Source organism: Streptomyces sp. SudanB182_2057 (genome assembly GCF_964272715.1).
In the GTDB taxonomy this organism is placed as follows: Bacteria; Actinomycetota; Actinomycetes; order Streptomycetales; family Streptomycetaceae; genus Streptomyces; species Streptomyces rubradiris.
The window spans coordinates 4,645,901-4,665,658 of the sequence record NZ_OZ186798.1; the positions used below are offsets into that span (position 1 = coordinate 4,645,901).

At 71.8% G+C, this 19,758-nt stretch carries 21 protein-coding genes and 1 riboswitch; of the genes, 13 read left to right on the top strand and 8 right to left on the bottom strand.

The window, feature by feature from the left end; genetic code table 11:
• The first annotated feature begins 88 nt into the window (after positions 1-88).
• The 3 genes from ACSURM_RS20415 to ACSURM_RS20425 are packed head-to-tail and all read left to right on the top strand — an operon-like array spanning position 89 to position 979.
• Entirely contained in the window at positions 89-415 is a 327-nt protein-coding gene (locus ACSURM_RS20415; RefSeq protein ID WP_436956886.1) for a hypothetical protein, read from the top strand.
• Complete coding sequence (locus ACSURM_RS20420; protein WP_436956888.1) at positions 399-593, top strand: hypothetical protein; 195 nt, start codon at positions 399-401, stop codon at positions 591-593. The genes ACSURM_RS20415 and ACSURM_RS20420 overlap by 17 nt, the downstream gene beginning before the upstream one ends.
• Positions 590-979: a hypothetical protein gene (locus ACSURM_RS20425; protein WP_436956889.1), complete on the top strand. Its 390-nt coding sequence runs from the start codon at positions 590-592 to the stop codon at positions 977-979. Before ACSURM_RS20420 ends, ACSURM_RS20425 begins: the two co-directional genes overlap by 4 nt.
• Positions 980-1,062: 83 nt before the next feature.
• On the opposite strand, the gene ACSURM_RS20430 is transcribed toward ACSURM_RS20425, so the two are convergent.
• Positions 1,063-1,638 (bottom strand): TerD family protein, encoded by a 576-nt coding sequence (locus ACSURM_RS20430; RefSeq protein ID WP_436956891.1) that lies wholly within the window; start codon positions 1,636-1,638, stop codon positions 1,063-1,065.
• 217 nt (positions 1,639-1,855) lie between these two features.
• On the opposite strand from ACSURM_RS20430, the gene arfB reads away from it, so the two are divergent.
• Positions 1,856-2,293 carry an alternative ribosome rescue aminoacyl-tRNA hydrolase ArfB gene (gene arfB / locus ACSURM_RS20435; RefSeq protein ID WP_436956892.1) on the top strand — a complete coding sequence of 146 codons (438 nt, stop codon included), beginning with the start codon at positions 1,856-1,858 and terminating at the stop codon, positions 2,291-2,293.
• A gap of 60 nt (positions 2,294-2,353) precedes the next feature.
• On the opposite strand, the gene ACSURM_RS20440 is transcribed toward arfB, so the two are convergent.
• Positions 2,354-2,812, bottom strand: a complete 459-nt coding sequence (locus ACSURM_RS20440) for a GNAT family N-acetyltransferase (RefSeq protein ID WP_436956893.1) — start codon at positions 2,810-2,812, stop codon at positions 2,354-2,356.
• Between the two features lie 50 nt (positions 2,813-2,862).
• The gene (locus tag ACSURM_RS20445) at positions 2,863-3,354 is read right to left on the bottom strand and encodes a flavin reductase family protein (RefSeq protein ID WP_436961143.1); all 492 of its coding nucleotides are present in this window, start codon (positions 3,352-3,354) and stop codon (positions 2,863-2,865) included.
• Between the two features lie 447 nt (positions 3,355-3,801).
• On the opposite strand from ACSURM_RS20445, the gene cdgB reads away from it, so the two are divergent.
• Entirely contained in the window at positions 3,802-5,457 is a 1,656-nt protein-coding gene (cdgB, locus tag ACSURM_RS20450) for a diguanylate cyclase CdgB (RefSeq protein ID WP_436956894.1), read from the top strand.
• 116 nt (positions 5,458-5,573) lie between these two features.
• On the top strand, positions 5,574-6,521 hold the full coding sequence (locus ACSURM_RS20455; protein ID WP_436956895.1) for a carbohydrate-binding protein: 948 nt from the start codon (positions 5,574-5,576) through the stop codon (positions 6,519-6,521).
• A 13-nt stretch (positions 6,522-6,534) separates the two neighbouring features.
• Here ACSURM_RS20455 and ACSURM_RS20460 read toward each other — a convergent pair whose 3' ends face one another.
• The 3 genes from ACSURM_RS20460 to ACSURM_RS20470 all read right to left on the bottom strand — a co-directional run bounded on the left by ACSURM_RS20460 (position 6,535) and on the right by ACSURM_RS20470 (position 9,790).
• Complete coding sequence (locus tag ACSURM_RS20460; RefSeq protein ID WP_436956897.1) at positions 6,535-7,509, bottom strand: 1-phosphofructokinase family hexose kinase; 975 nt, start codon at positions 7,507-7,509, stop codon at positions 6,535-6,537.
• Positions 7,510-7,631: 122 nt separating this feature from the next.
• Positions 7,632-8,759, bottom strand: coding sequence for an N-acetylglucosamine-6-phosphate deacetylase (gene nagA, locus ACSURM_RS20465; protein WP_436961144.1), 1,128 nt, complete (start codon positions 8,757-8,759; stop codon positions 7,632-7,634).
• Positions 8,760-8,845: 86 nt separating this feature from the next.
• A complete protein-coding gene (locus tag ACSURM_RS20470; protein WP_436961145.1) occupies positions 8,846-9,790 on the bottom strand; it encodes an ROK family protein in 945 nt (314 codons plus the stop codon).
• Between the two features lie 141 nt (positions 9,791-9,931).
• Here ACSURM_RS20470 and ACSURM_RS20475 point away from each other — a divergent pair, with 141 nt between their 5' ends.
• From ACSURM_RS20475 to otsB, 3 genes are read left to right on the top strand one after another with little or no spacing between them, the layout of a single operon-like run.
• The gene (locus tag ACSURM_RS20475) at positions 9,932-11,185 is read left to right on the top strand and encodes an ABC transporter substrate-binding protein (RefSeq protein WP_436956899.1); all 1,254 of its coding nucleotides are present in this window, start codon (positions 9,932-9,934) and stop codon (positions 11,183-11,185) included.
• Between the two features lie 35 nt (positions 11,186-11,220).
• Entirely contained in the window at positions 11,221-11,445 is a 225-nt protein-coding gene (locus ACSURM_RS20480) for a DUF3263 domain-containing protein (protein ID WP_030612188.1), read from the top strand.
• 58 nt (positions 11,446-11,503) lie between these two features.
• Positions 11,504-12,337 carry a trehalose-phosphatase gene (otsB, locus tag ACSURM_RS20485; protein WP_436956900.1) on the top strand — a complete coding sequence of 278 codons (834 nt, stop codon included), beginning with the start codon at positions 11,504-11,506 and terminating at the stop codon, positions 12,335-12,337.
• Here otsB and ACSURM_RS20490 read toward each other — a convergent pair.
• Entirely contained in the window at positions 12,325-13,764 is a 1,440-nt protein-coding gene (locus ACSURM_RS20490) for an alpha,alpha-trehalose-phosphate synthase (UDP-forming) (RefSeq protein ID WP_436956902.1), read from the bottom strand. The genes otsB and ACSURM_RS20490 overlap by 13 nt on opposite strands.
• Positions 13,765-13,838: 74 nt before the next feature.
• Positions 13,839-14,783, bottom strand: a complete 945-nt coding sequence (locus ACSURM_RS20495) for a glucosyl-3-phosphoglycerate synthase (RefSeq protein ID WP_436956904.1) — start codon at positions 14,781-14,783, stop codon at positions 13,839-13,841.
• 157 nt (positions 14,784-14,940) lie between these two features.
• Positions 14,941-15,086, top strand: a riboswitch (SAM riboswitch).
• Between the two features lie 18 nt (positions 15,087-15,104).
• Here ACSURM_RS20495 and thrC point away from each other — a divergent pair.
• From thrC to groL, 4 genes are all read left to right on the top strand, one after another.
• Complete coding sequence (gene thrC, locus ACSURM_RS20500) at positions 15,105-16,388, top strand: threonine synthase (protein WP_436956906.1); 1,284 nt, start codon at positions 15,105-15,107, stop codon at positions 16,386-16,388.
• Complete coding sequence (locus ACSURM_RS20505) at positions 16,385-16,660, top strand: MoaD/ThiS family protein (RefSeq protein ID WP_030779552.1); 276 nt, start codon at positions 16,385-16,387, stop codon at positions 16,658-16,660. The genes thrC and ACSURM_RS20505 overlap by 4 nt, the downstream gene beginning before the upstream one ends.
• A gap of 432 nt (positions 16,661-17,092) precedes the next feature.
• Positions 17,093-17,296: a cold-shock protein gene (locus ACSURM_RS20510; protein ID WP_004986573.1), complete on the top strand. Its 204-nt coding sequence runs from the start codon at positions 17,093-17,095 to the stop codon at positions 17,294-17,296.
• Positions 17,297-17,604: 308 nt separating this feature from the next.
• Positions 17,605-19,227: a chaperonin GroEL gene (groL, locus tag ACSURM_RS20515; protein ID WP_268694152.1), complete on the top strand. Its 1,623-nt coding sequence runs from the start codon at positions 17,605-17,607 to the stop codon at positions 19,225-19,227.
• The last annotated feature ends 531 nt before the right edge of the window (positions 19,228-19,758 follow it).

The window sequence follows — 19,758 nt, forward strand, 5'->3', positions numbered from 1 at the left end:
CGTTCCTTGCCAACACGTTGAACGGTTCCCAGGCGTGGTCCCATGCTGAACCCGTCCGGTAGTCGCAGTGCTACGGAGAGGAACATTCGTGCCCGAAAGACTGAACGAACCGGCTCTGGTTGACGGCGAGATGGGTCCGCAGAGGCCCACCGACGAAGGCATCCCCGCGCTCGGAATCCGGCAGACGCTGGAGGTCGGGGAGATCACCTTCGCCCTGGACGCGGTGCTGGCGCAGGCCGGTATCCGGCTTCCGCAGTTCCACACCCGGCTGTCACCCGCCGAGAACCGCCGCTGGGTGGTCCGGCTCGGTGACTGCAACGTGATGCAGGCCCGCGACCTCCTCGACCTCCTCAAGGACGGGCTGACCCTCCGCGAGCGGCACCCGGAGGAGGCGATCAATGGAACACCCGCCTAGGACAGTCAGGGCACGGGCCCACCTGGAGAAGGCCATCATGGCGGCCGGCGCCATCGTGGACGTGCTGATCGACCCCGCGGGCGGCTTCCTTGCCGTCCAGTGCATCGGGACCGAGGCGGCCGAGGAACTGGCGCTCACCATCGAGGCCGGTGTGCAGGCGAGGGTGGTCCGGGGATGACCTTCCGCTGCACCAGCACCCGCGAAATCAAGGACCACACCTTCCGGTGGGCTCAACGACTGCCCTGCGCCGACCACGGTGAAGTCGACTGGGCGTTCCTGGACGACCTCCGGTGCGTGCTGGGAGAAGAGGAGCACGAGTTCCACGCCACGTGGCTGCGAAGCGGCTCGGAGCTCGAAAGGGATGTGTACCTGTGCTGGTCCGACGACCCGGACATGCAGTGGGTCGTCGATGCGGAGGTCTGCCTGAGGACCAGAACGCCCCTGGGATCGTCCTGCACGATCTACAAAGGCCATCCCGGGAAGTGCGAGTGGGATCACATGGACCCCGAAGCGCCGGCGCAAACGGCAGGCGGGTACCCCGACGGCGGTCTCGTCCGCCCATGAAGAAGACCCCCCAAAGGCGGCTTGGGGGGTCTTCGGGTGTTTCAGCAGGTCAGCGTCCCGCTGTCACAGGCCGGAGCCTGCTGTCACACGTTGACGCCGAAGTCCTGGGCGATGCCGACCAGGCCCGAGGCGTAGCCCTGGCCGACCGCGCGGAACTTCCACTCCGCGCCGTTGCGGTACAGCTCGCCGAAGATCATGGCCGTCTCGGTGGCCGCGTCCTCGGACAGGTCGTAGCGCGCGATCTCGGCGCCGCCGGCCTGGTTGACGATGCGGATGTAGGCGTTGCGGACCTGGCCGAAGTTCTGGCTGCGGTTCTCGGCGTCGTAGATGGACACCGGGAAGACGATCTTCTCGACGTCGGCCGGGAGCGCGGCCAGGTTGACGTTGATCGCCTCGTCGTCGCCGGCGCCCTCGCCCGTGCGGTTGTCACCCGTGTGGACGATCGAGTTGTCCGGGGTCTGCTTGTTGTTGAAGAACACGAAGTGGGCGTCCGAGTAGACCTTGCCCTGCGTGTTCACCGCGATGGCGGAGGCGTCCAGGTCGAAGTCCGTGCCGGTGGTGGTGCGGACGTCCCAGCCGAGGCCCACGGTGACGGCGGTCAGGCCCGGAGCCTCCTTGGTGAGCGAGACGTTGCCACCCTTGGACAGGCTTACAGCCATGTTGGGAGTCCCTTCCTTGGATACCCGTGCGTATCTGCGCACATCTGTGCCGACGGAGCTATGCGGACGAAGCTACCGTCACCCGGGACAACGACGCGGAGGGCCCCGTGGGTTCCGGAAGGCTTTACCTTTTTTACCGAGCCCGGAGCAGGGCGTTCCCGGCGGGGCGGACCGGGGCCGGAAATCCAGGTGACGTACGCCGGGGCGGGCCGGGAACATGGAGGGCATGTCCGGGCCCTATTTCATCCGTGGTTCGGTCTCGCTGCCCGAGGCCGAGCTGATGTGGCGTTTCTCCAGGTCGTCCGGGCCCGGCGGACAGCACGTCAACACCAGTGACTCCCAGGTGGAGCTGCGCTTCGACCTCGCCCGCACCGAGGCGCTCCCGCCCGTGTGGAAGGAGCGGGCGCTGCACCGGCTGGCCGGCCGCCTTGTGGACGGGGTGGTGACCGTACGGGCCTCCGAGCACCGCTCGCAGTGGCGCAACCGGGAGGCCGCGGCCGTACGCCTCGCCGCGCTCCTCGCGGAGGCCACCGCGCCCCCGCCCAAGCCCCGCAAGCCCACCCGTGTCCCGCGGGGCATCAACGAACGCCGGCTGCGCGAGAAGAAGCAGCGCGCGGAGACGAAGCGGGGGCGGACGGGTCGCGACTGGGGATAGCGGGGTCGGTCGGGCCGCGTCTGGGGGCAGCGGGTCCGGCTGCCGCCGCTTCCGTCCCGTTCACAGCTCCAGTACCCCCACCACCTGGTCCCCGTCGGTCTCGCCGGTCGGGCGGAAGCCCAGGCGGGCGTAGAAGGCGCCGGGGCCGTGCGGGCCGGGGTGCCAGTCGGCGTACAGGCGGGTGCCGCCGCGGCGGCGGATCTCGGTGGCCACCGCGTCCACGGCGAACCGGCCGTAGCCCCGGCCCTGTTCGCCGGCCGCGATGTTCAGCCGCCACAGCCCGGAGCGGTACAGGCTGCCGTCACCGTGCCAGTCGATGTCGAAGAAGGCCATCACGAAGCCGACCGCCCGGCCCTCGTCGGTGATCAGCCGGGGCCAGGCGACGCCGTCCGGGTGGACGTACGCCTCGGCGAGCGAGCGCACCACCGGTGCGACGGCGTGTTCCTGGTCGGGGCGGACGCGCAGGGCGACCGCGGTCTCGAAGTTTTGTGGGGTCACCACTTCCAGGCGAGGTGTCACCGGCGCACCGTAGGCCCGCCGGCCCCGCCGTGGCCACGGATTTTCCCGGCTCAGCCCACCTGCCGGTAGCGGCCGCGGAAGTACAGCAGCGGGCCGCCCTCGGCGCTGGGCACGCGCGCGGTGAGGACGCGGCCGACGACCAGGGTGTGGTCCCCGGCGGCCACCCGCTGCTCGGTGCGGCACTCCAGGGTGGCCAGCGCGCCCCCGACCAGCGGGGCGCCGGTGACCTCGCCGCGGCTGTAGGGGATGTCCTCGAAGAGGAGCCGGTCGCTGATGCGGCCCTTCATGGCGAAGCGGCCCGCGATGTGCCGCTGACTCTCGGCGAGGACCGACACCGCCCACAGCGGCTGTTCGGCGAGCAGGTCGTCCATGCGGGCGCCCTCGCGCAGGCTGACCAGCACCAGCGGGGGATCGAGGGAGACCGACAGGAACGCGGTGGCGGTCATGCCGACGTCCTCCGTCCCCGGTGCCTGGGGGTCGTCCGGGTCCAGCGGCGGTTCCTGCGCGGTGACCAGGACCACGCCCGCGGCCAGCCGGGACATCGCGGCCCGGAACTCGTCGTTGCTCACCCCCTCAGCATGCCCGGAAGCCAGGGGGGTGGTGGGGGAGGGAGTCTTCAGCACGCCGGAAACGCTAGTCTTCGCCCGGCGCGGCGGGCATCGGGCCCTGGCCCGAGCCGGGACCTAGGTCCCGGGGACCAGTGGCGTGTTCGTCGCGTGCGTGCGGTGAACGAGCGCGCACAGTATGTCTCCGGGAGCACGGGGCAAACGGAGAAAGAGCACTCAATTGTTCACGTTTCCTTGTGACTTGAGTCACAAGAGGCGAGAATTGTTGACCCTGTGTACCGAGTGGGCAGCGCGCTGTGATTCAGTGGCGGGGAGCCGCAAGGACAACCGCGTACAGCATGACCAAGAGCCACCGCTGACAACGCGGGAGAAGCGCCGAAGGCAACCCTTGATTCGCTGCGAGGTCTCGGGGGGAGGGCGAGCATGGAGACCGAGTCGGAGCCGTATGTCCGTCTTGCGTCCCTGCGACAGCTGCACCAGGTCATGGCCGACATCAACACGGCACGAAGCCTGGCGGACACACTGCAGACCGTCGCCGACGGCGCCGTCAGCGCCCTCGGCTACGAGATGGCGGCCGTCAACCTCGTCCGCCCCGACGGTGACCTGGTCGTCGCCGCCTTCTCCGGCAACCCCGCCGCCGAGGCCCTGATCACCGGCCGGGTCGGCTCCCGGGCGTCCTGGGAGCGGCGGCTGACCATGGGCGAACGCTGGGGCGACCTGATCTTCATACCGCACACCGAGGGCTGGGTCCTGGACGACGACGACGTCCCCCAGTGGTACACCGACGGTCCCGAGCCGCGCTTCGAGGACGAGTGGCACCCCTCCGACCGGCTCTTCGCGCCCATGTACACGCCCGGCGCGCAGGGCGGCTCCTCCGGCGAACTGCTCGGCGTCATATCCGTCGACCGGCCGCGCAACGGCCGCCGCCCCGGCGCCTGGGGCCGCGAGGCCCTCCAGATGTACGCCTTCCAGGCCGCCATCGCGATCAGCAACGCCCGCCTGCGCTCCAACATGCAGCGCGCCCTGGTCCGCCTGGAGCGCGAGCAGCAGGCCCTGCGCGCCAGCGAGGAATCCTTCCGCCAGGCGTTCGAATACGCCCCCTCGGGCATGGCCATCGCCGAGATGGGCGGGGACCAGCACGGCCGCATACTGCGCACCAACGACGCGCTGTGCCGGCTGCTGGGCCGCCCCGCCTCCGCGATGCGCCGCTACTCCTTCGCGGACCTCGTCCACCCCGAGGACATCGGCACCCTGCTGCGCACCTCCGCGGAGGGCGGGCGCGCCGAACTCCGCCTGGGCCGCCGCGACGGCAGCTACGTGTGGGTGTCGCTGCGCAACAGCGTGGTCGCGGACGCCGCCGACGGGCCGCGCTTCCTGCTCACCCACGTGGAGGACATAGAGGAGCGCAAGCGGCGCGAACTCCAGCTCGCGCACCGCGCCTCCCACGACTCGCTGACCGGCCTGCCGAACTCCGCCGAGCTGCGCGCGCGCCTCGCGGCCCGGCTGTGCCGGCGCCCCGCCCACGCCGGTGCCCCGGACTCCCTGGACGCGGCCTACGGCCACCCCGCCTACGACATCCCGGCCGGCCACGGCTTCGACTTCGCGCCGGGCGCCGAGGCGTACGACGCCTACGACCACCATGTGCACACCGTGGCGCCCGAGGACGGCCGCGACGACGGCGCCAAGGGCCTCGCGGTCCTCTTCTGCGACCTCGACGGCTTCAAGTCGATCAACGACCGGTTCGGGCACAACGCGGGTGACGCGGTCCTCATCGAGGTCGCCCGGCGGCTGAGCAACGGCGTCCGGGACGGCGACACGGTGGCCCGGCTCGGCGGCGACGAGTTCGTGATCCTCGCCGACGGCCTCGGCCGGGCCGACGCGCAGGACCTCGCCGTACGGCTGCGCAACGAGATCATCCAGCCGATCCGGGCCGAGGGCCGGTCCGTCCGGGTGGGCGCGAGCTTCGGCATCGGGTGGGCGCACTGCGGCATGACGGCGGACGAGGTGCTGAAGTCCGCCGACGAGCGCATGTACGTAGAGAAACGATCTCGTCCCAAACAACATCGCCGAGCCGGCTGAACCGCAGGTCAGCGGGTTGACGCCCTACCAGTCACCCGTTTGGGGGACGGAGAGCGGGTAGGCTCGCCATTCCAACCCGTACCCATCCGCCCGCACCTGTTGAGGAGTACCAAGGGATGACGCCCGGCGACAACGGCGCGAGCACGCCCGAGGACGACGACCCGTTCGGCTACCTGTACGCAGACGGCCAGGCCCGGGGAGCCCAGCCGCCGTCCGGCGGTTACGGCTACCCGAACTCGGTCAGCAGGGTGCGCACGGTCGGGGAGCGCCGGTACGGCCAGCAGCCGGGGCCCCACGGCCAGCCGCCGCAGGGCACGTACGGCCAGGGCGTTCCGCAGCAGGGTGCCTACGGCCAGCCGAACGCCCACTACCAGGCCCCGGAGACGCTGCCGGGCGGCGCGCCCCCGGCCGGCCGCCGGTCCGCGCCGCCCGCGCCGGGCCGCCGCGGGCCGAACACCAAGGGCCTGCTGATCGGTGCGATAGCCGTGGTCGCCGCGGTCGTCATAGGCATCGGCGTCGCGATGATCAACGACAACACCGACGACGACAAGGCCGGCAACCAGGCCACCCCGGCCCCGACCCAGTCCCAGAGCCAGTCCCCGAGCCCGTCGGGCAGCAGCTCGCCCACGGCCGGGGAACTGCCGAAGACCGACGCCGCGAGCGGCTCGGTCCAACTGTCCGGCGGCGCGGCCCCGGCCACGGACGTCAAGGGCGCGCGGGCGGCCGGCGGCACCTACGTGGGCGGCCTGAACACGGCGGGCGCGTCGGTGACCTGGACGGTCGACAACATCCCCGAGGCGGGCGCGTACACCATCTTCACGCAGTACAGCGTGACCGCGGACCAGTCGATGACGGTGTCCGTCAACGGCAAGGAGTTCGGCAGCAAGATCGGGTTCCGCAACTGGCGCAGCGCCGACGACTTCGCCGACGGCTGGACGCACTCCTACGTGTGGCCCACCCTCGACAAGGGCCGCAACACCATCTCGATCTCCTGCCAGCCCGGCGACAAGTGCGACGTCCTGCTGGACCAGATGTGGATCAAGAAGGGCCGCGTCACCAGCTAGGCCCGGACGGGCCCTAAGCCGCGCTGGCCGCTCCCGTGACCCGGACCCGGCCGAGGAGTTCGGTGTACGCGGGGCGGTCGAACTCGCCCGCCGCCGGGGCCCGTACCGTCGCCGCCGACAGGGCCGCCGCGCGGGCCAGGCGGTCCGGCCAGGGGAGGTGCTCCACCAGGCCGGAGAGCAGGCCCGCCACCGCCGAGTCGCCCGCGCCCGTGGGGTTGCCGCGGACGGGGGCGGGCGGGGCGGCGCGCCAGTGGCCCTCCGGGGTGACGGCGAGCAGGCCCTCCGCGCCGAGGGAGGCGACCACCGCGTGGGCCCCGCGCCGACGGGCGTCCTGGGTGGCGCGCAACGGCTCGTGGGAGCCGGTGAGTTCGGCGAGTTCCCCGGCGTTCGGCTTGATGACGTCCGGCCGGGCGGCGACCCCGCGGCGCAGCGCCTCCCCGCTGGTGTCCAGCAGCACCGGCACCCCGGCGGAGCGGGCCGCGCGGACCAGGCCCGCGTACGCCCCCACCGGCACCCCCGGCGGCAGACTCCCGCACAGCGCCACCGCCGAGGCGCCCGGCAGCAGCTCCTGGTACCGGCCGAGGAAGGCCGCCCACTCGGCCGGGGAGATCTGCGGGCCCGGCTCGTTCAGCTGGGTGGTGTCACCGGTGCGTTCGTCCACCACCGCGACGGTGCGCCGGGTCGCCCCGGAGACCGGCACCAGCGCGTCGACCAGGGCACCGGGCGCCCCCGCGCCCCCTTGCTCCGGCGCCACAGGTGCCACCGGCGCCTGCGCCAGCATCGAGCGCAGGACCGTGCCGGTGTGGCCGCCCGCGAAGCCGGTGACCGTCACCTCGTGGCCGAGCGCGGCCAGCACCCGGGCCACGTTCACGCCCTTGCCGCCGGGGCGTTCGGCGACCTGCGAGACGCGGTGGGCGGCGTGCGGCCGCAGCGACCGTACGCGGTAGGTGATGTCGAGAGCGGTGTTCAGTGTGACCGTGAGGATCACCCGGGCCGACCTCCCTCGAAGTCCCTGCGGTGTCTTGGGTGTCCGGGGCCTCGATCATGCCAAAGAGACGGCCACCGGCCCAGTGCGCGGACCGGTCACCGTCTCTTCGACGGGGTTACGGATCAGGGCAGTTGGGGCGCTACCACCCATTCACCCCGCCGCATCACGCCCTTGAGCGCGAAGTCCGCGTCCAGCAGGACCAGGTCCGCGTCCTTGCCGGGCTCCAGCGAGCCGATCCGGTCGTCCAGGCCGAGCAGGCGCGCCGGGTTGGCCGACAGCGCGGTCACCACGTCCTCCACCGGCAGCTTGTCGACCGTCACCGCGCGCCGGAACGCCCGGTCCAGGGTGAGCGTGGAGCCCGCGATCGAGCCGCCCTCCACCAGCCGGGCCACGCCCTCGCTGACCTCGACCTCCAGCGGGCCGAGCAGATAGCGGCCGTCGGCGCTGCCGGCCGCGTCCATCGCGTCGGTGATGAACGCGACCCGGTCCGCGCCCGCGTGCCGGAACGCCAGTTCCAGCGCCGCCGGGTGCAGATGGACGCCGTCGTTGATCAGCTCGACGGTGACCCGCTCGTCCTCGAGCAGCGCGGCGATCGGGCCGGGCGCGCGGTGACCCAGCGCGGGCATCGCGTTGAAGAGGTGGGTGGCGACGGTGGCGCCCGCGTCGATGGCCTCGGCCGTCTGCTCGTAGCTCGCGTCCGTGTGCCCGATCGCCGCGATCACCCCGTGCTCGGCGAGCAGCCGCACCGAGTCGATGCCGCCGGGGAGTTCGGTGGCGAGGGTGACCATCTTCGCGTGGCCGCGCGCCGCGTCGATCAGCTTGCGGACCTCGGCCGGGTCCGGGTCGCGCAGCAGCGACTCGGAGTGCGCGCCCTTGCGGCACGGCGAGATGAACGGGCCCTCGAAGTGGATGCCCGCGATCTCGCCCTGCTCGGCCAGCTCGCTCAGCAGCCCGGCCTGGCGGACCAGCAGGTCCATCTCGTCGGTGACGGTGGAGGCGACCAGTGTGGTGGTGCCGTGCAGCCGGTGGGTGCGGACGGCCGTCATGGCCTGCTCCGCCGTGCCGGCGAAGGAGGCGCCGCCGCCGCCGTGGTTGTGGATGTCCACGAAGCCGGGGACCAGCCAGTGCCCGGTGACGTCGACGACCTCGGCGCCGGCCGGTGCCGAGGCGGCGATGCGGGTGCCGTCGATCGCCAGCCGGCCGCCGCGCACCGTTTGGCCGGGCAGCACCACGTTCGCGCCGGTGAGCACCTGCGGGGCCGCCGTGGCGGGGCGCGCGGTGCCACGCGTCGCTCGTGGGGCGCCGTCCGGGGCCGGAGTTTCCCGCTCGGTTGCCATCAGGTGCTTACCTCCGGAGTCGTAGGGGTGAACGTCAGCAGGTCGCCGGCCAGCAGCCCCGCGCCCAGGCAGCCGGCGCTGTCGCCGAGGGCGGCGGGGACGAGGGCGGGTGCCTTCTGGAAGGTGATCCGGCGCCGGACGGCCTCCCGCAGCGGCCGGAACAGCACGTCCCCCGCCTCGGCCAGCCCGCCACCGATGATCAGCGTGCGCGGGTCCAGCAGGGTGACGGCGGTGAGCAGACCGTCGGCGAGGGCGTCCACCGCCTCCTGCCAGACCCGGACGGCGTTCGGGTCACCGGACGCGACGGCCCGCGCGCAGTCCGCGGCGTCCGCGTCCGGGTCGCCCGAGGCCGCCGCCCAGGCCGCGCCGACGGCGGCGGCGGAGGCGTACCGCTCCAGGCAGCCGCGCTGCCCGCAGGGGCAGTCGGCGCCGCCGGGCCGTACGACGATGTGGCCGATCTCGCCCGCGAAGCCGTGCGCGCCGGCCTCCACCCGGCCGCCGATGCCGATCGCGCCGGCGATCCCGGTGCCCAGCGCCAGGAACAGGAACCGGTCCGTGCCCCGGCCCGCGCCGATCCGGCCCTCGGCGAGGCCGCCGGTGCGCACGTCGTGGCCGAGGGCGACCGGCATCCCGAGCCGGTCGGCGAGCAGCGAGCGCAGGGGTACGTCCCGCCAGCCGAGGTTGGCGGAGTAGACGGCGGTGCCGTCCGCCTCGTCGACGATGCCGGGGACGGCTATGCCGGCCGCGCCGGCCGGTTCGCCGTACTCCCCGACGCCGTGGGCGCGCAGCTCGGCGGCGAAGTCGAGGATGCCCGCCACGACCGCCTCGGGGCCGTCCGCCCGGCCGGTGGAGCGGCGGGCGCGGTGCAGCAGCGTGCCGTCGGCGCCGACGAGGGCGGCCTTCATCCCGGTACCGCCCACGTCCAGGGCGATGACATGTCTCACCACGAGGCTAGTGTGACCCTCCCACCCGCGAGAGGTCTAGTCCACTCACGTGGTGTAGACCTTATGTGTCCATATGTTGAACGGTCAGACGGCAGGGTTGGGGCTTTGAGGGTGCGTCGGGGTACGGCAGGAACGATCGCGGTGGTGTCCGCACTGGGCATGACAGCGGTCCTCGGCGGCTGCGGGGCGACGGGGTCCTCCGACGTCACGCTCAGACTGGTCGCCGCCGACTACGGGGACTCGGCGGCCCACAGCTCCAAGAAGTACTGGGACGAGCTGGTCAAGGACTACGAGTCCACGCACCCGGACGTGAAGGTCGAGGTCAGCGTCTATTCCTGGAACGACGTCGACCGCAAGGTCAAGGAGATGGTGGACGCCGGGGACGCCCCCGACCTCGCCCAGATCGGCGCCTACGCCGACTACGCCGCCGCCGGCAAGCTCTACCCCGCCTCGGAGCTGCTCTCCATCCGCACCCAGGCCGACTTCCTCTCCCAGCTCTCCGACGCCGGCCAGTGGAAGCACACGCAGTACGGCATCCCGTTCGGCGCCTCCACGCGCGTGCTCTTCTACAACAAGACCCTGTTCGACAAGGCCGGCATCACCCCGCCCACCACCTGGGCCGAGCTGGCCGCCGACGCCGCGGCGCTCGAGGCCAAGGGCGTGAAGTACCCCTTCGCGCTGCCGCTCGGCCCGGAGGAGGCGCAGGCCGAGACCATGCAGTGGCTGCTCGTCGGCGGCAACGGCGGCAGCGGCTACACCGACGACATCGGCACCTACACCATCAACTCCGCCACCAACGTCTCCACCTTCACCTGGCTCAAGGACGAGCTCGTCGGCAAGGGGCTCACCGGCCCGGTCGCCCCCGGCAAGCTCAACCGCGCCGCCGCCTTCGCCGCCTTCGCCGACGGCCAGGTCGGCATGCTCAACGGGCACCCCACGCTGATCCAGCAGGCCGCCGCGAAGGGCGTGAAGTTCGGCACCGTGCCGATGCCGGGCCGCACCGGCAAGGCCAGGGCCTCCATGGGCGTCGCCGACTGGATGATGGCCTTCAAGCAGAACGGGCACCGCGACGAGGTCGGCGACTTCCTCGACTTCGTCTACTCCGAGAAGAACGTCCTCGACTTCTCCCGCACCTACGGGCTGCTGCCGGTCACCAGCTCCGCCTCCAACGCCATGAGCACGTCGAACGAGGCGGCCGACAAGGCCCTGCGCCCCTTCCTGGAGGAGCTGCCCAGCACCGAGCTGTACCCGGTCGGCAAGACCTCCTGGGCGGCGGTCAGCGCGGCCGTGAAGCAGAACATCGGCCAGGCCGTCGCCCCGAACGGCAGCCCCTCCGGCGTGCTGACCCGGCTCCAGGCGACCGCCACGGCGGCCGACAGCAGCACCACCGACTGAGCACGGCCCTCATGCCGGCCGCTACGGTGGCCGGCATGGAACTGGGCAGCCGCGAAAAAGCCATCCTCGCGCTGGAGCGCCGGGCCTTCCCCGGGCCCGGCGCGAAGGAACGCGCCATCCGCGAGGAACTGGACCTCTCCCCGGTCCGCTACTACCAGCTGCTCAACGCCCTCCTGGACGACGAGCGCGCCCTGGCCCACGACCCGGTCACGGTCAACCGCCTGCGCCGGATCAGACAGGCCCGGCGGGCGGAGCGCTGACCCCGACTCCGGCTCCGGACCAGGAGTGAGCCCCGCCCGCGCCGGATACTGTCGCCGTATGGATCCTCTGCCCACCCCGCAGACCCAGCCCGGCCGCGACGGGCTCGCCGCGCTGCTCGAGCGGCCCCGCACCGCGCTGATCGGCCTGGACTTCGACGGCACCCTCGCCCCCATCGTCGCCGACCCCGAGCAGGCCCGCGCCCACCCCGGCGCCGTGCCCGCGCTGGCCGCCCTGGCCCCTAAGATCGCCTCCGTCGCCGTGATCACCGGCCGCCCGCCCGAGGTCGCCGTCCGCTACGGCGGCTTCGCCGGCGTCCCCGGCCTGGAGCACCTCACCGTCCTCGGCCACTACGGCGCCGAACGCTGGGACGCCGCCACCGGCACCGTCACCGCACCGCCCCCGCACCCCGGCGTGGCCGCCGCCCGCGCCGAACTGCCCCGCCTGCTGGAGCGGGCCGGCACCGGCGAGGGCGTCTGGATCGAGGAGAAGGGCCGGGCGCTCGCGGTGCACACCCGCCGGGCCGCCGACCCGCAGGGCGCGTTCGACGCCCTGCGCGCCCCCCTCGCCGACCTCGCCGGCCGGCACGGACTGATCGTCGAGCCCGGCCGCCTGGTGCTGGAGCTGCGCCCGCCCGGCATGGACAAGGGCGTGGCCCTCCTCGACCACGCCCGTGCCGTCGGCGCCGGCTGCGTCGTCTACGCCGGCGACGACCTCGGCGACCTGCCCGCCTTCGCCGCGGTCGACACCCTCCGCGCCGACGGCGTCCCCGGCCTGCTGGTGTGCAGCGGCAGCACGGAGGTCACCGAACTGGCGAAGCGGGCCGACCTGGTGGTGGACGGCCCGGAGGGGGTCGTGGGACTGCTGCGGGCGCTCGCCGCTCAGCTCGGCTGAGCGGTCAGGGCCTCAAGCTGGTCCAGGAACCAGCGGGCGGGCGGCAGCGCGGTCGCGGCGGCGGCCAGCCGCTTGGAGCGGGCCGCCCGCTCCTCCGCCGGCAGGGTCAGCGCCTCGTGCAGCGCCCGCGCCGTGCCCGTGATGTCGTACGGGTTCACCGTGAACGCGTCCTCGCCCAGCTCCTCGTGCGCCCCCGCCTCCCGGGACAGCACCAGCGCGCAGCCCTCGTCCGAGACCACCGGGATCTCCTTGGCGACCAGGTTCATGCCGTCCCGGATGGGGTTCACCAACGCCACGTCGGCCATCCGGTAGGCGGCCAGGGAGCGCGCGAAGTCGTCCTTCACGTGCAGCACCGCCGGCGTCCAGCCCGGCGTGCCGTACCGCTCGTTGATCCGGTCCGCCACCCGCCGCACCTCGGCGGTGTAGTCGCGGTACACGGCGAGGTCCTGCCGGGAGGGGTAGGCGAACGCCACGTGGACGACCCTCTCCCGCCACTCGGGGTGGTCGGTGAGCAGCTGCTCGTACGCCAGCAGCCCGCGCACGATGTTCTTGGACAGCTCGGTGCGGTCCACCCGGACGATCGTCCGGCGGCCCGGGCCGATCTCCTCGCGCAGCGCCGCCATCCGCTCGGCCACGTCCGCCCGGTGCGCCCGCTCGCGCAGGAAGTCCGCGTCCGCGCCCAGCCCGTGCACCCCGATGTGGGTGCCGGAGGGGATGGCGGGCCCCAGCACCTCCCGGCAGCAGGCGGTGAAGGCGTCCGCCCAGCGCCGGGTCAGGAAGCCCGCCCGGTCCGCGCCCAGGATGCCGCCGAGCAGCTCGGCCGCGATGTCGTCGGGCAGCAGCCGGAAGTAGTCCGGCGGGGCCCACGGGGTGTGCGAGAAGTGGCCGATGCGCAGGTCCGGCCGCAGCCGGCGGAGCATCCGGGGGGCCAGCGCCAGGTGGTAGTCCTGGATCAGCACCGCCGCGCCCTCGGCCGCCTCCTCGGCCAGCGCCTCGGCGAACGCCTGGTTGTAGGCCCGGTACGACGCCCACTGGCGGCGGAAGTCCGCGTCGAACACCGGTTCCAGCGGTGTCTGGTACAGCAGGTGGTGGACGAACCAGAGCACCGAGTTGGCGATGCCGTTGTACGCCTCGGCGTGCACGGACGCGTCGATGTCGAGCATCCGCACCCGCTGCCCGCCGGTCTCCTCGGCCGGCAGCAGCCCGCCGTCGGCGCGCCGCACCGCCGCCCGGTCGCCGTCGCCCAGCGCGGCGCACACCCACACCGAGTCCGCGTCCGGCCCGATGGCGGACAGTCCCGAGACCAGCCCGCCGCCGCCCCGCCGGGCGTCGAGCGAGCCGTCCTCGCGTACCTGATAGGAGACCGGGCCGCGGTTGGAGGCGACCAGGACCCGAGCTTTGCCGACAGCAGTGCGCGTGGAAGCCATACGCCTCAACCTAGCCCGGCCCGCAAACCCTCAAACGTGCGATCCACCTGCGAAGCAGGCCGTGTACCGGCCGTTCACGCCACCTTCCGCTCCGCGTACTCAGCGACCTCCACCATGGGCGGGCGCTCCTCGGTGTCCACCGAGTAGGTACGCGGCTCGAAGCCGTCCTCGCCCCGCTCGAACTGGGTCAGCGCGGGCCGCACCAGATGACCCCGGGCCAGCCGGAGCTGGGCCGTGCGGTAGATCGCGGCGGCCATCCGGCCGAGGGCCTGGCCGTCCTGGTGGCGGTGCTTGCGCACCCCCACGTCGACCTGGGCCAGCGCGTCCAGGCCGACCAGGTGCAGCGCGTCCACCAGCATGCCCAGCTCCACGCCGTAGCCCACCGGGAACGGCAGCTGCTCCAGCAGCGAGCGGCGGGCCGCGTACTCGCCGCCCAGCGGCTGCACGAAACCGGCCAGCTGGGGCCAGTGCATGTTCAGCAGCGGCCGGGCCATCAGCTCGGTGACCCGCCCGCCCTGCCCGGCGGAGCCCGCGAGCGGACGGTCGTACATCGCCTTGACCAGGTCCACGTCCGCCTCGGTGAGCAGCGGCCCGACGATGCCGAGCACGAAGTCGGAGGAGAACTCCCGCAGGTCGGCGTCGATGAAGCAGACGATGTCCCCGCCGGTCACCAGCAGCGAGCGCCACAGCACCTCGCCCTTGCCGGGGACGGCCGGGACGCGGGGCAGGATCTCGTCGCGGTGGACGACCCGGGCGCCGGCCCGCGCGGCGACCTCGGAGGTGCGGTCGGTGGAGCCGGAGTCGACGACCACGATCTCGTCGACGAGCGGGATCTGCTCCACGAGGTCGTGGCGGATGACGGTGACGATGTCGCCGACCGTCTCCTCCTCGTTGAGGGCGGGCAGTACGACGCTGATCGTCTGGCCCGTGCGCTGCTTGGCGGCCAGCACCCGGTGCGGCGGGCGGTCGGCCACGGACCAGGAGCGGCGGCTCAGCCAGCGCTCGACTTCTTCCAGCACGGTCGGCGGCTCCTCACTGTCACCACCACACGTCGCCGTGTGATGCATCTCGCGGTTCGGACGACTATCTCAACTGTCCTGGCCTTCGGTTACAGTCTTGAACAACGCCGATGACCATCGCATGTCGGGTGGTCAAGCGGCGTTGACAACCACATACAGCTCATCCAGAGGGGCAGAGGGACACGGCCCGATGAAGCCCCGGCAACCCTCCAGCCGATTCTCGTCTTCTTCCAAGCGAGGCTCCCGGCTAGGGAAGGTGCCAAATCCGTCTCACGGCGAGATGCGTCGTGAGGAAGATGAGGAGAAAGGGCCTCGCCTCACATGGCTGTGCAGACAGTTGCAACCACCAGCGACTCCACCGTGGACCTCGGTCCCGCAGCGGCCCTCAGCTGTCGCGAGTGCGGCCACCGGGTGCCCCTCGGACCGGTCTTCGCCTGCGAGGAGTGCTTCGGGCCGCTGGAGATCGCCTACGACTTCTCCGCCTACGACACCGAGGAACTGCGCCGTCGCATCGAGGCCGGCCCCGCCAGCATCTGGCGCTACGCCCCGCTGCTGCCGGTCCCGGCCGACGTCGCCGGCAAGCCCAATCTCAACCCCGGCTGGACCAAGCTCGTCAAGGCCGACAACCTCGCCCGCGAACTGGGCGTGACCGGCGGCCTGTACGTCAAGGACGACTCCGGCAACCCGACCCACTCCTTCAAGGACCGGGTCGTCGCCCAGGCCCTGGAGGCCGCCCGCGCCTTCGGCTTCACCACCCTGTCCTGCTCCTCCACCGGCAACCTCGCCGGAGCCGTCGGCGCCGCCGCCGCCCGGGCCGGCTTCCGCTCCTGCGTGTTCATCCCGCACGACCTGGAGCAGGGCAAGGTCGTCATGGCCGCGGTCTACGGCGGTGAACTCGTCGGCATCGAGGGCAACTACGACGACGTGAACCGCTTCTGCTCCGAGCTGATCGGCGACCCGGCCGGCGAGGGCTGGGGCTTCGTCAACGTCAACCTGCGGCCGTACTACGCCGAGGGCTCCAAGACGCTGGCGTACGAGATCTGCGAGCAGCTCGGCTGGCGGCTGCCCGACCAGATCGTCATCCCGATCGCCTCCGGCTCCCAGCTCACGAAGATCGACAAGGGTCTCCAGGAGCTGATCAAGCTCGGGCTGGTCGAGGACCGGCCGTACAAGATCTTCGGCGCCCAGGCCGAGGGCTGTTCCCCGGTCTCCACCGCCTTCAAGGCCGGCCACGACGTCGTACGGCCGCAGAAGCCGGACACCATCGCCAAGTCCCTGGCGATCGGCAACCCGGCCGACGGCCCCTACGTCCTGGACGTGGCCCGCCGCACCGGCGGTGCCGTGGAGGACGTCACGGACGCGGAGATCGTCGACGCCATCCGGCTGCTGGCGCGCACCGAGGGCATCTTCGCGGAGACGGCGGGCGGCGTGACCGTCGGCGTGACCCGCAAGCTGCTCGCGGAGGGCCTGCTGGACCCGGCGAAGACCACCGTCGTCCTCAACACCGGTGACGGCCTGAAGACCCTGGACGCGGTCGCCGGGACCGGTCTGACCGCCACCATCCGCCCGACCCTGGACTCCTTCCGAGAGGCTGGCCTCGCATGAGCGTGACCGTTCGCATCCCCACCATCCTGCGCACCTACACCGGCGGCCGGGCCGAGGTCCCGGCCGAGGGCGGCACGCTCGGCGAGGTCATCGCGGACCTGGAGAAGAACCACACGGGGATCGCCGCCCGCGTCCTGGACGACCAGGGCAAGCTGCGCCGGTTCGTCAACGTGTACGTCAACGACGACGACGTGCGCTTCGAGCAGGGCCTGGACACGGCGACCCCCGACGGCGCCGGTATCTCGATCATCCCTGCGGTCGCCGGCGGCTGACCATTCACCGACGGTAAGGCCGGTCACTGACCGTCCACTCGATTGCCCCCTCCGTGAGAGAAACGGAGGGGGCAATTCTGCGTGATTGAACGCGGTAGAGTTGGGGAACACGGTCGCGGCCGGGTTGCCGCGAGCCCCGCGATCATGCCGTGCGCCCGATGAGAAACAGCCAAGTTGTGCGGGTTCCGCGCGGCTTTTGTGGCTTTTATGGGGCCCGACTTGCCCTGAAGTCTGGTGAATTCTCGCCATATTCCGGATCTCCGACGTCCAGATTTCTCGTCCGATTGACCTGTTGCAGACGGCAGTTGGACAGATACATTCGGCCGCGGTCGACGCGTTCCGGCGCACGCCCCCGACCAGTTGGGGGGTGAGGTCTGACCCGGGTCCGCGAAGTGTGGATCTGTGCAAGGGCCAGTAATAGGGGAGTTAGGCATGGCTCAGGGCACCGTCAAGTGGTTCAACGCGGAGAAGGGGTACGGCTTCATCGCGGTCGACGGTGGTGCGGACGTCTTCGTCCACTACAGCGCGATTCAGATGGACGGCTACCGCACCCTGGAAGAGGGCCAGCGGGTCGAGTTCGAGATCTCGCAGGGCCAGAAGGGTCCGCAGGCCGACATGGTTCGCGTCACCGCCTGAATGTTTCGTGTGAAGGGCCCGCACCTCGCAGAGGGTGCGGGCCCTTCGCCGTGCCGTCGCCGGGTCCCGGTTCCCGCGTTCGCGGGCGGCTGACGGGGACCTCTCCACCCGGCCGGGCGCTTGCACTCGACCATGCCGAGTGCTAATCATTGCGTTAGCACTCTGAAGGTGAGAGTGACAGTGAAGGACCGGGTCGGTGAGGCCCGCGGGCCGGGTGGGGCAAGGAACCACGAGGCCGGCGAGCCGTCCGTCGCGGGCGCGGGCGCGGTCCGAAGGAATCACCCCCAGTCCTGGAGGGACCACTTCACATGGCCAAGATCATCGCGTTCGACGAGGAGGCGCGGCGCGGCCTCGAGCGCGGCATGAACCAGCTCGCGGACGCCGTGAAGGTGACGCTCGGCCCCAAGGGCCGCAACGTCGTCCTCGAGAAGAAGTGGGGCGCGCCCACGATCACCAACGATGGTGTCTCCATCGCCAAGGAGATCGAGCTCGAGGACCCGTACGAGAAGATCGGCGCCGAGCTGGTCAAGGAAGTCGCCAAGAAGACGGACGACGTCGCCGGTGACGGTACGACCACCGCGACCGTGCTCGCCCAGGCCCTGGTCAAGGAGGGCCTGCGCAACGTCGCCGCCGGCGCCAACCCGATGGCCCTGAAGCGCGGTATCGAGAAGGCCGTCGAGGCCGTCTCCGCCGCCCTGCTGGAGCAGGCGAAGGACGTCGAGACCAAGGAGCAGATCGCCTCCACCGCGTCCATCTCCGCCGCCGACACCCAGATCGGCGAGCTGATCGCCGAGGCCATGGACAAGGTCGGCAAGGAAGGCGTCATCACCGTCGAGGAGTCCAACACCTTCGGTCTGGAGCTCGAGCTCACCGAGGGCATGCGCTTCGACAAGGGCTACATCTCCGCCTACTTCGCGACCGACATGGAGCGCATGGAGGCGGTGCTCGAGGACCCGTACATCCTCATCGCCAACTCCAAGATCTCCGCGGTGAAGGACCTGCTCCCGCTGCTGGAGAAGGTCATGCAGTCGGGCAAGCCGCTGCTGATCATCGCCGAGGACGTCGAGGGCGAGGCCCTGTCGACCCTGGTCGTCAACAAGATCCGCGGCACCTTCAAGTCCGTCGCCGTCAAGGCCCCGGGCTTCGGCGACCGCCGCAAGGCCATGCTCGGCGACATCGCCATCCTCACGGGCGGCGAGGTCATCTCCGAGGAGGTCGGCCTCAAGCTGGAGAACGCGACCCTGGACCTCCTGGGCCGCGCCCGCAAGGTCGTCATCACCAAGGACGAGACCACCATCGTCGACGGTGCCGGCTCCTCCGAGCAGGTCAACGGCCGGGTCAACCAGATCCGCGCCGAGATCGAGAACAGCGACTCCGACTACGACCGCGAGAAGCTCCAGGAGCGCCTGGCCAAGCTCGCGGGCGGCGTGGCCGTCATCAAGGCCGGTGCCGCCACCGAGGTGGAGCTCAAGGAGCGCAAGCACCGCATCGAGGACGCCGTCCGCAACGCGAAGGCCGCCGTCGAGGAGGGCATCGTCGCCGGTGGTGGCGTGGCCCTGCTCCAGGCTTCCCAGGTCTTCGAGAAGCTGGAGCTGGAGGGTGACGAGGCGACCGGCGCCAACGCCGTGCGCATCGCCCTGGAGGCCCCGCTGAAGCAGATCGCCGTGAACGCCGGCCTCGAGGGCGGTGTCGTGGTGGAGAAGGTGCGCAACCTGACCCCGGGCCACGGCCTGAACGCCGCGACCGGCGAGTACGTCGACCTGGTCGGCGAGGGCATCATCGACCCGGCGAAGGTGACGCGCTCCGCGCTGCAGAACGCCGCGTCGATCGCCGCGCTGTTCCTCACCACCGAGGCCGTCATCGCCGACAAGCCGGAGAAGGCCGCGGCCCCGGCCGGCGGCGGCATGCCGGGCGGTGACATGGACTTCTGATCGACCCGAGGGTTGATCACCTGTCCTACGAACGAGGGCGGTACCCCTGGCTTTCGGCCGGGGGTACCGCCCTCGGGCGTTCTCGGGGTTGTCGGGTTGCCGTGGGCCGCCCGCTTCTCGGTGAGTGTCGTGCTTCCGCGAGGTGAGTCAAGGGCGCGTTCCGCGTCGGCTGCGCCGATGGCCCTGCGGGCCACCCTTGACACACCTCGCTCCAGCACGGGGGAGAAGCGAGCGGGCGGCCCGGGGAAAGTGGCCGACTGGACCTGGTCGGGCCCTGCGGTGGGCTGCGTTCGCATCGTGGGCCGGGGATGCGCGTCCGCGCCTCGCCTGCACGCCGGGTGGGCTTAGCGGCTTCCGGCCTGGTGGCGGGTGCGCGTCCTCGCTTCGCATGGCCGCCGGGCCGGTTCGGCGGCCTACGGACCGGCGGGTGGTGTGCGGTGGCGGCGGGCGTGGGGGGTGTTGTTTTGGACTGCTTGTCCATAACTAAGTCCCCCTGCCCCTCGCCTCCTCGGCCCTCGCGGACAGGGGTGC

Excerpts from the sequence above, each read along its gene's own strand:
- ACSURM_RS20420 (WP_436956888.1), top strand. The coding sequence starts at position 399 with ATGGAACACCCGCCTAGGACAGTCAGGGCACGGGCCCACCTGGAGAAG.
- ACSURM_RS20425 (WP_436956889.1), top strand. The coding sequence starts at position 590 with ATGACCTTCCGCTGCACCAGCACCCGCGAAATCAAGGACCACACCTTC.
- ACSURM_RS20430 (WP_436956891.1), bottom strand. The coding sequence starts at position 1,638 with ATGGCTGTAAGCCTGTCCAAGGGTGGCAACGTCTCGCTCACCAAGGAG.
- arfB (WP_436956892.1), top strand. The coding sequence starts at position 1,856 with ATGGAGGGCATGTCCGGGCCCTATTTCATCCGTGGTTCGGTCTCGCTG.
- ACSURM_RS20445 (WP_436961143.1), bottom strand. The coding sequence starts at position 3,354 with ATGTCCCGGCTGGCCGCGGGCGTGGTCCTGGTCACCGCGCAGGAACCG.
- cdgB (WP_436956894.1), top strand. The coding sequence starts at position 3,802 with ATGGAGACCGAGTCGGAGCCGTATGTCCGTCTTGCGTCCCTGCGACAG.
- ACSURM_RS20455 (WP_436956895.1), top strand. The coding sequence starts at position 5,574 with ATGACGCCCGGCGACAACGGCGCGAGCACGCCCGAGGACGACGACCCG.
- ACSURM_RS20480 (WP_030612188.1), top strand. The coding sequence starts at position 11,221 with ATGGAACTGGGCAGCCGCGAAAAAGCCATCCTCGCGCTGGAGCGCCGG.
- otsB (WP_436956900.1), top strand. The coding sequence starts at position 11,504 with ATGGATCCTCTGCCCACCCCGCAGACCCAGCCCGGCCGCGACGGGCTC.
- ACSURM_RS20490 (WP_436956902.1), bottom strand. The coding sequence starts at position 13,764 with ATGGCTTCCACGCGCACTGCTGTCGGCAAAGCTCGGGTCCTGGTCGCC.
- thrC (WP_436956906.1), top strand. The coding sequence starts at position 15,105 with ATGGCTGTGCAGACAGTTGCAACCACCAGCGACTCCACCGTGGACCTC.
- ACSURM_RS20505 (WP_030779552.1), top strand. The coding sequence starts at position 16,385 with ATGAGCGTGACCGTTCGCATCCCCACCATCCTGCGCACCTACACCGGC.
- ACSURM_RS20510 (WP_004986573.1), top strand. The coding sequence starts at position 17,093 with ATGGCTCAGGGCACCGTCAAGTGGTTCAACGCGGAGAAGGGGTACGGC.
- groL (WP_268694152.1), top strand. The coding sequence starts at position 17,605 with ATGGCCAAGATCATCGCGTTCGACGAGGAGGCGCGGCGCGGCCTCGAG.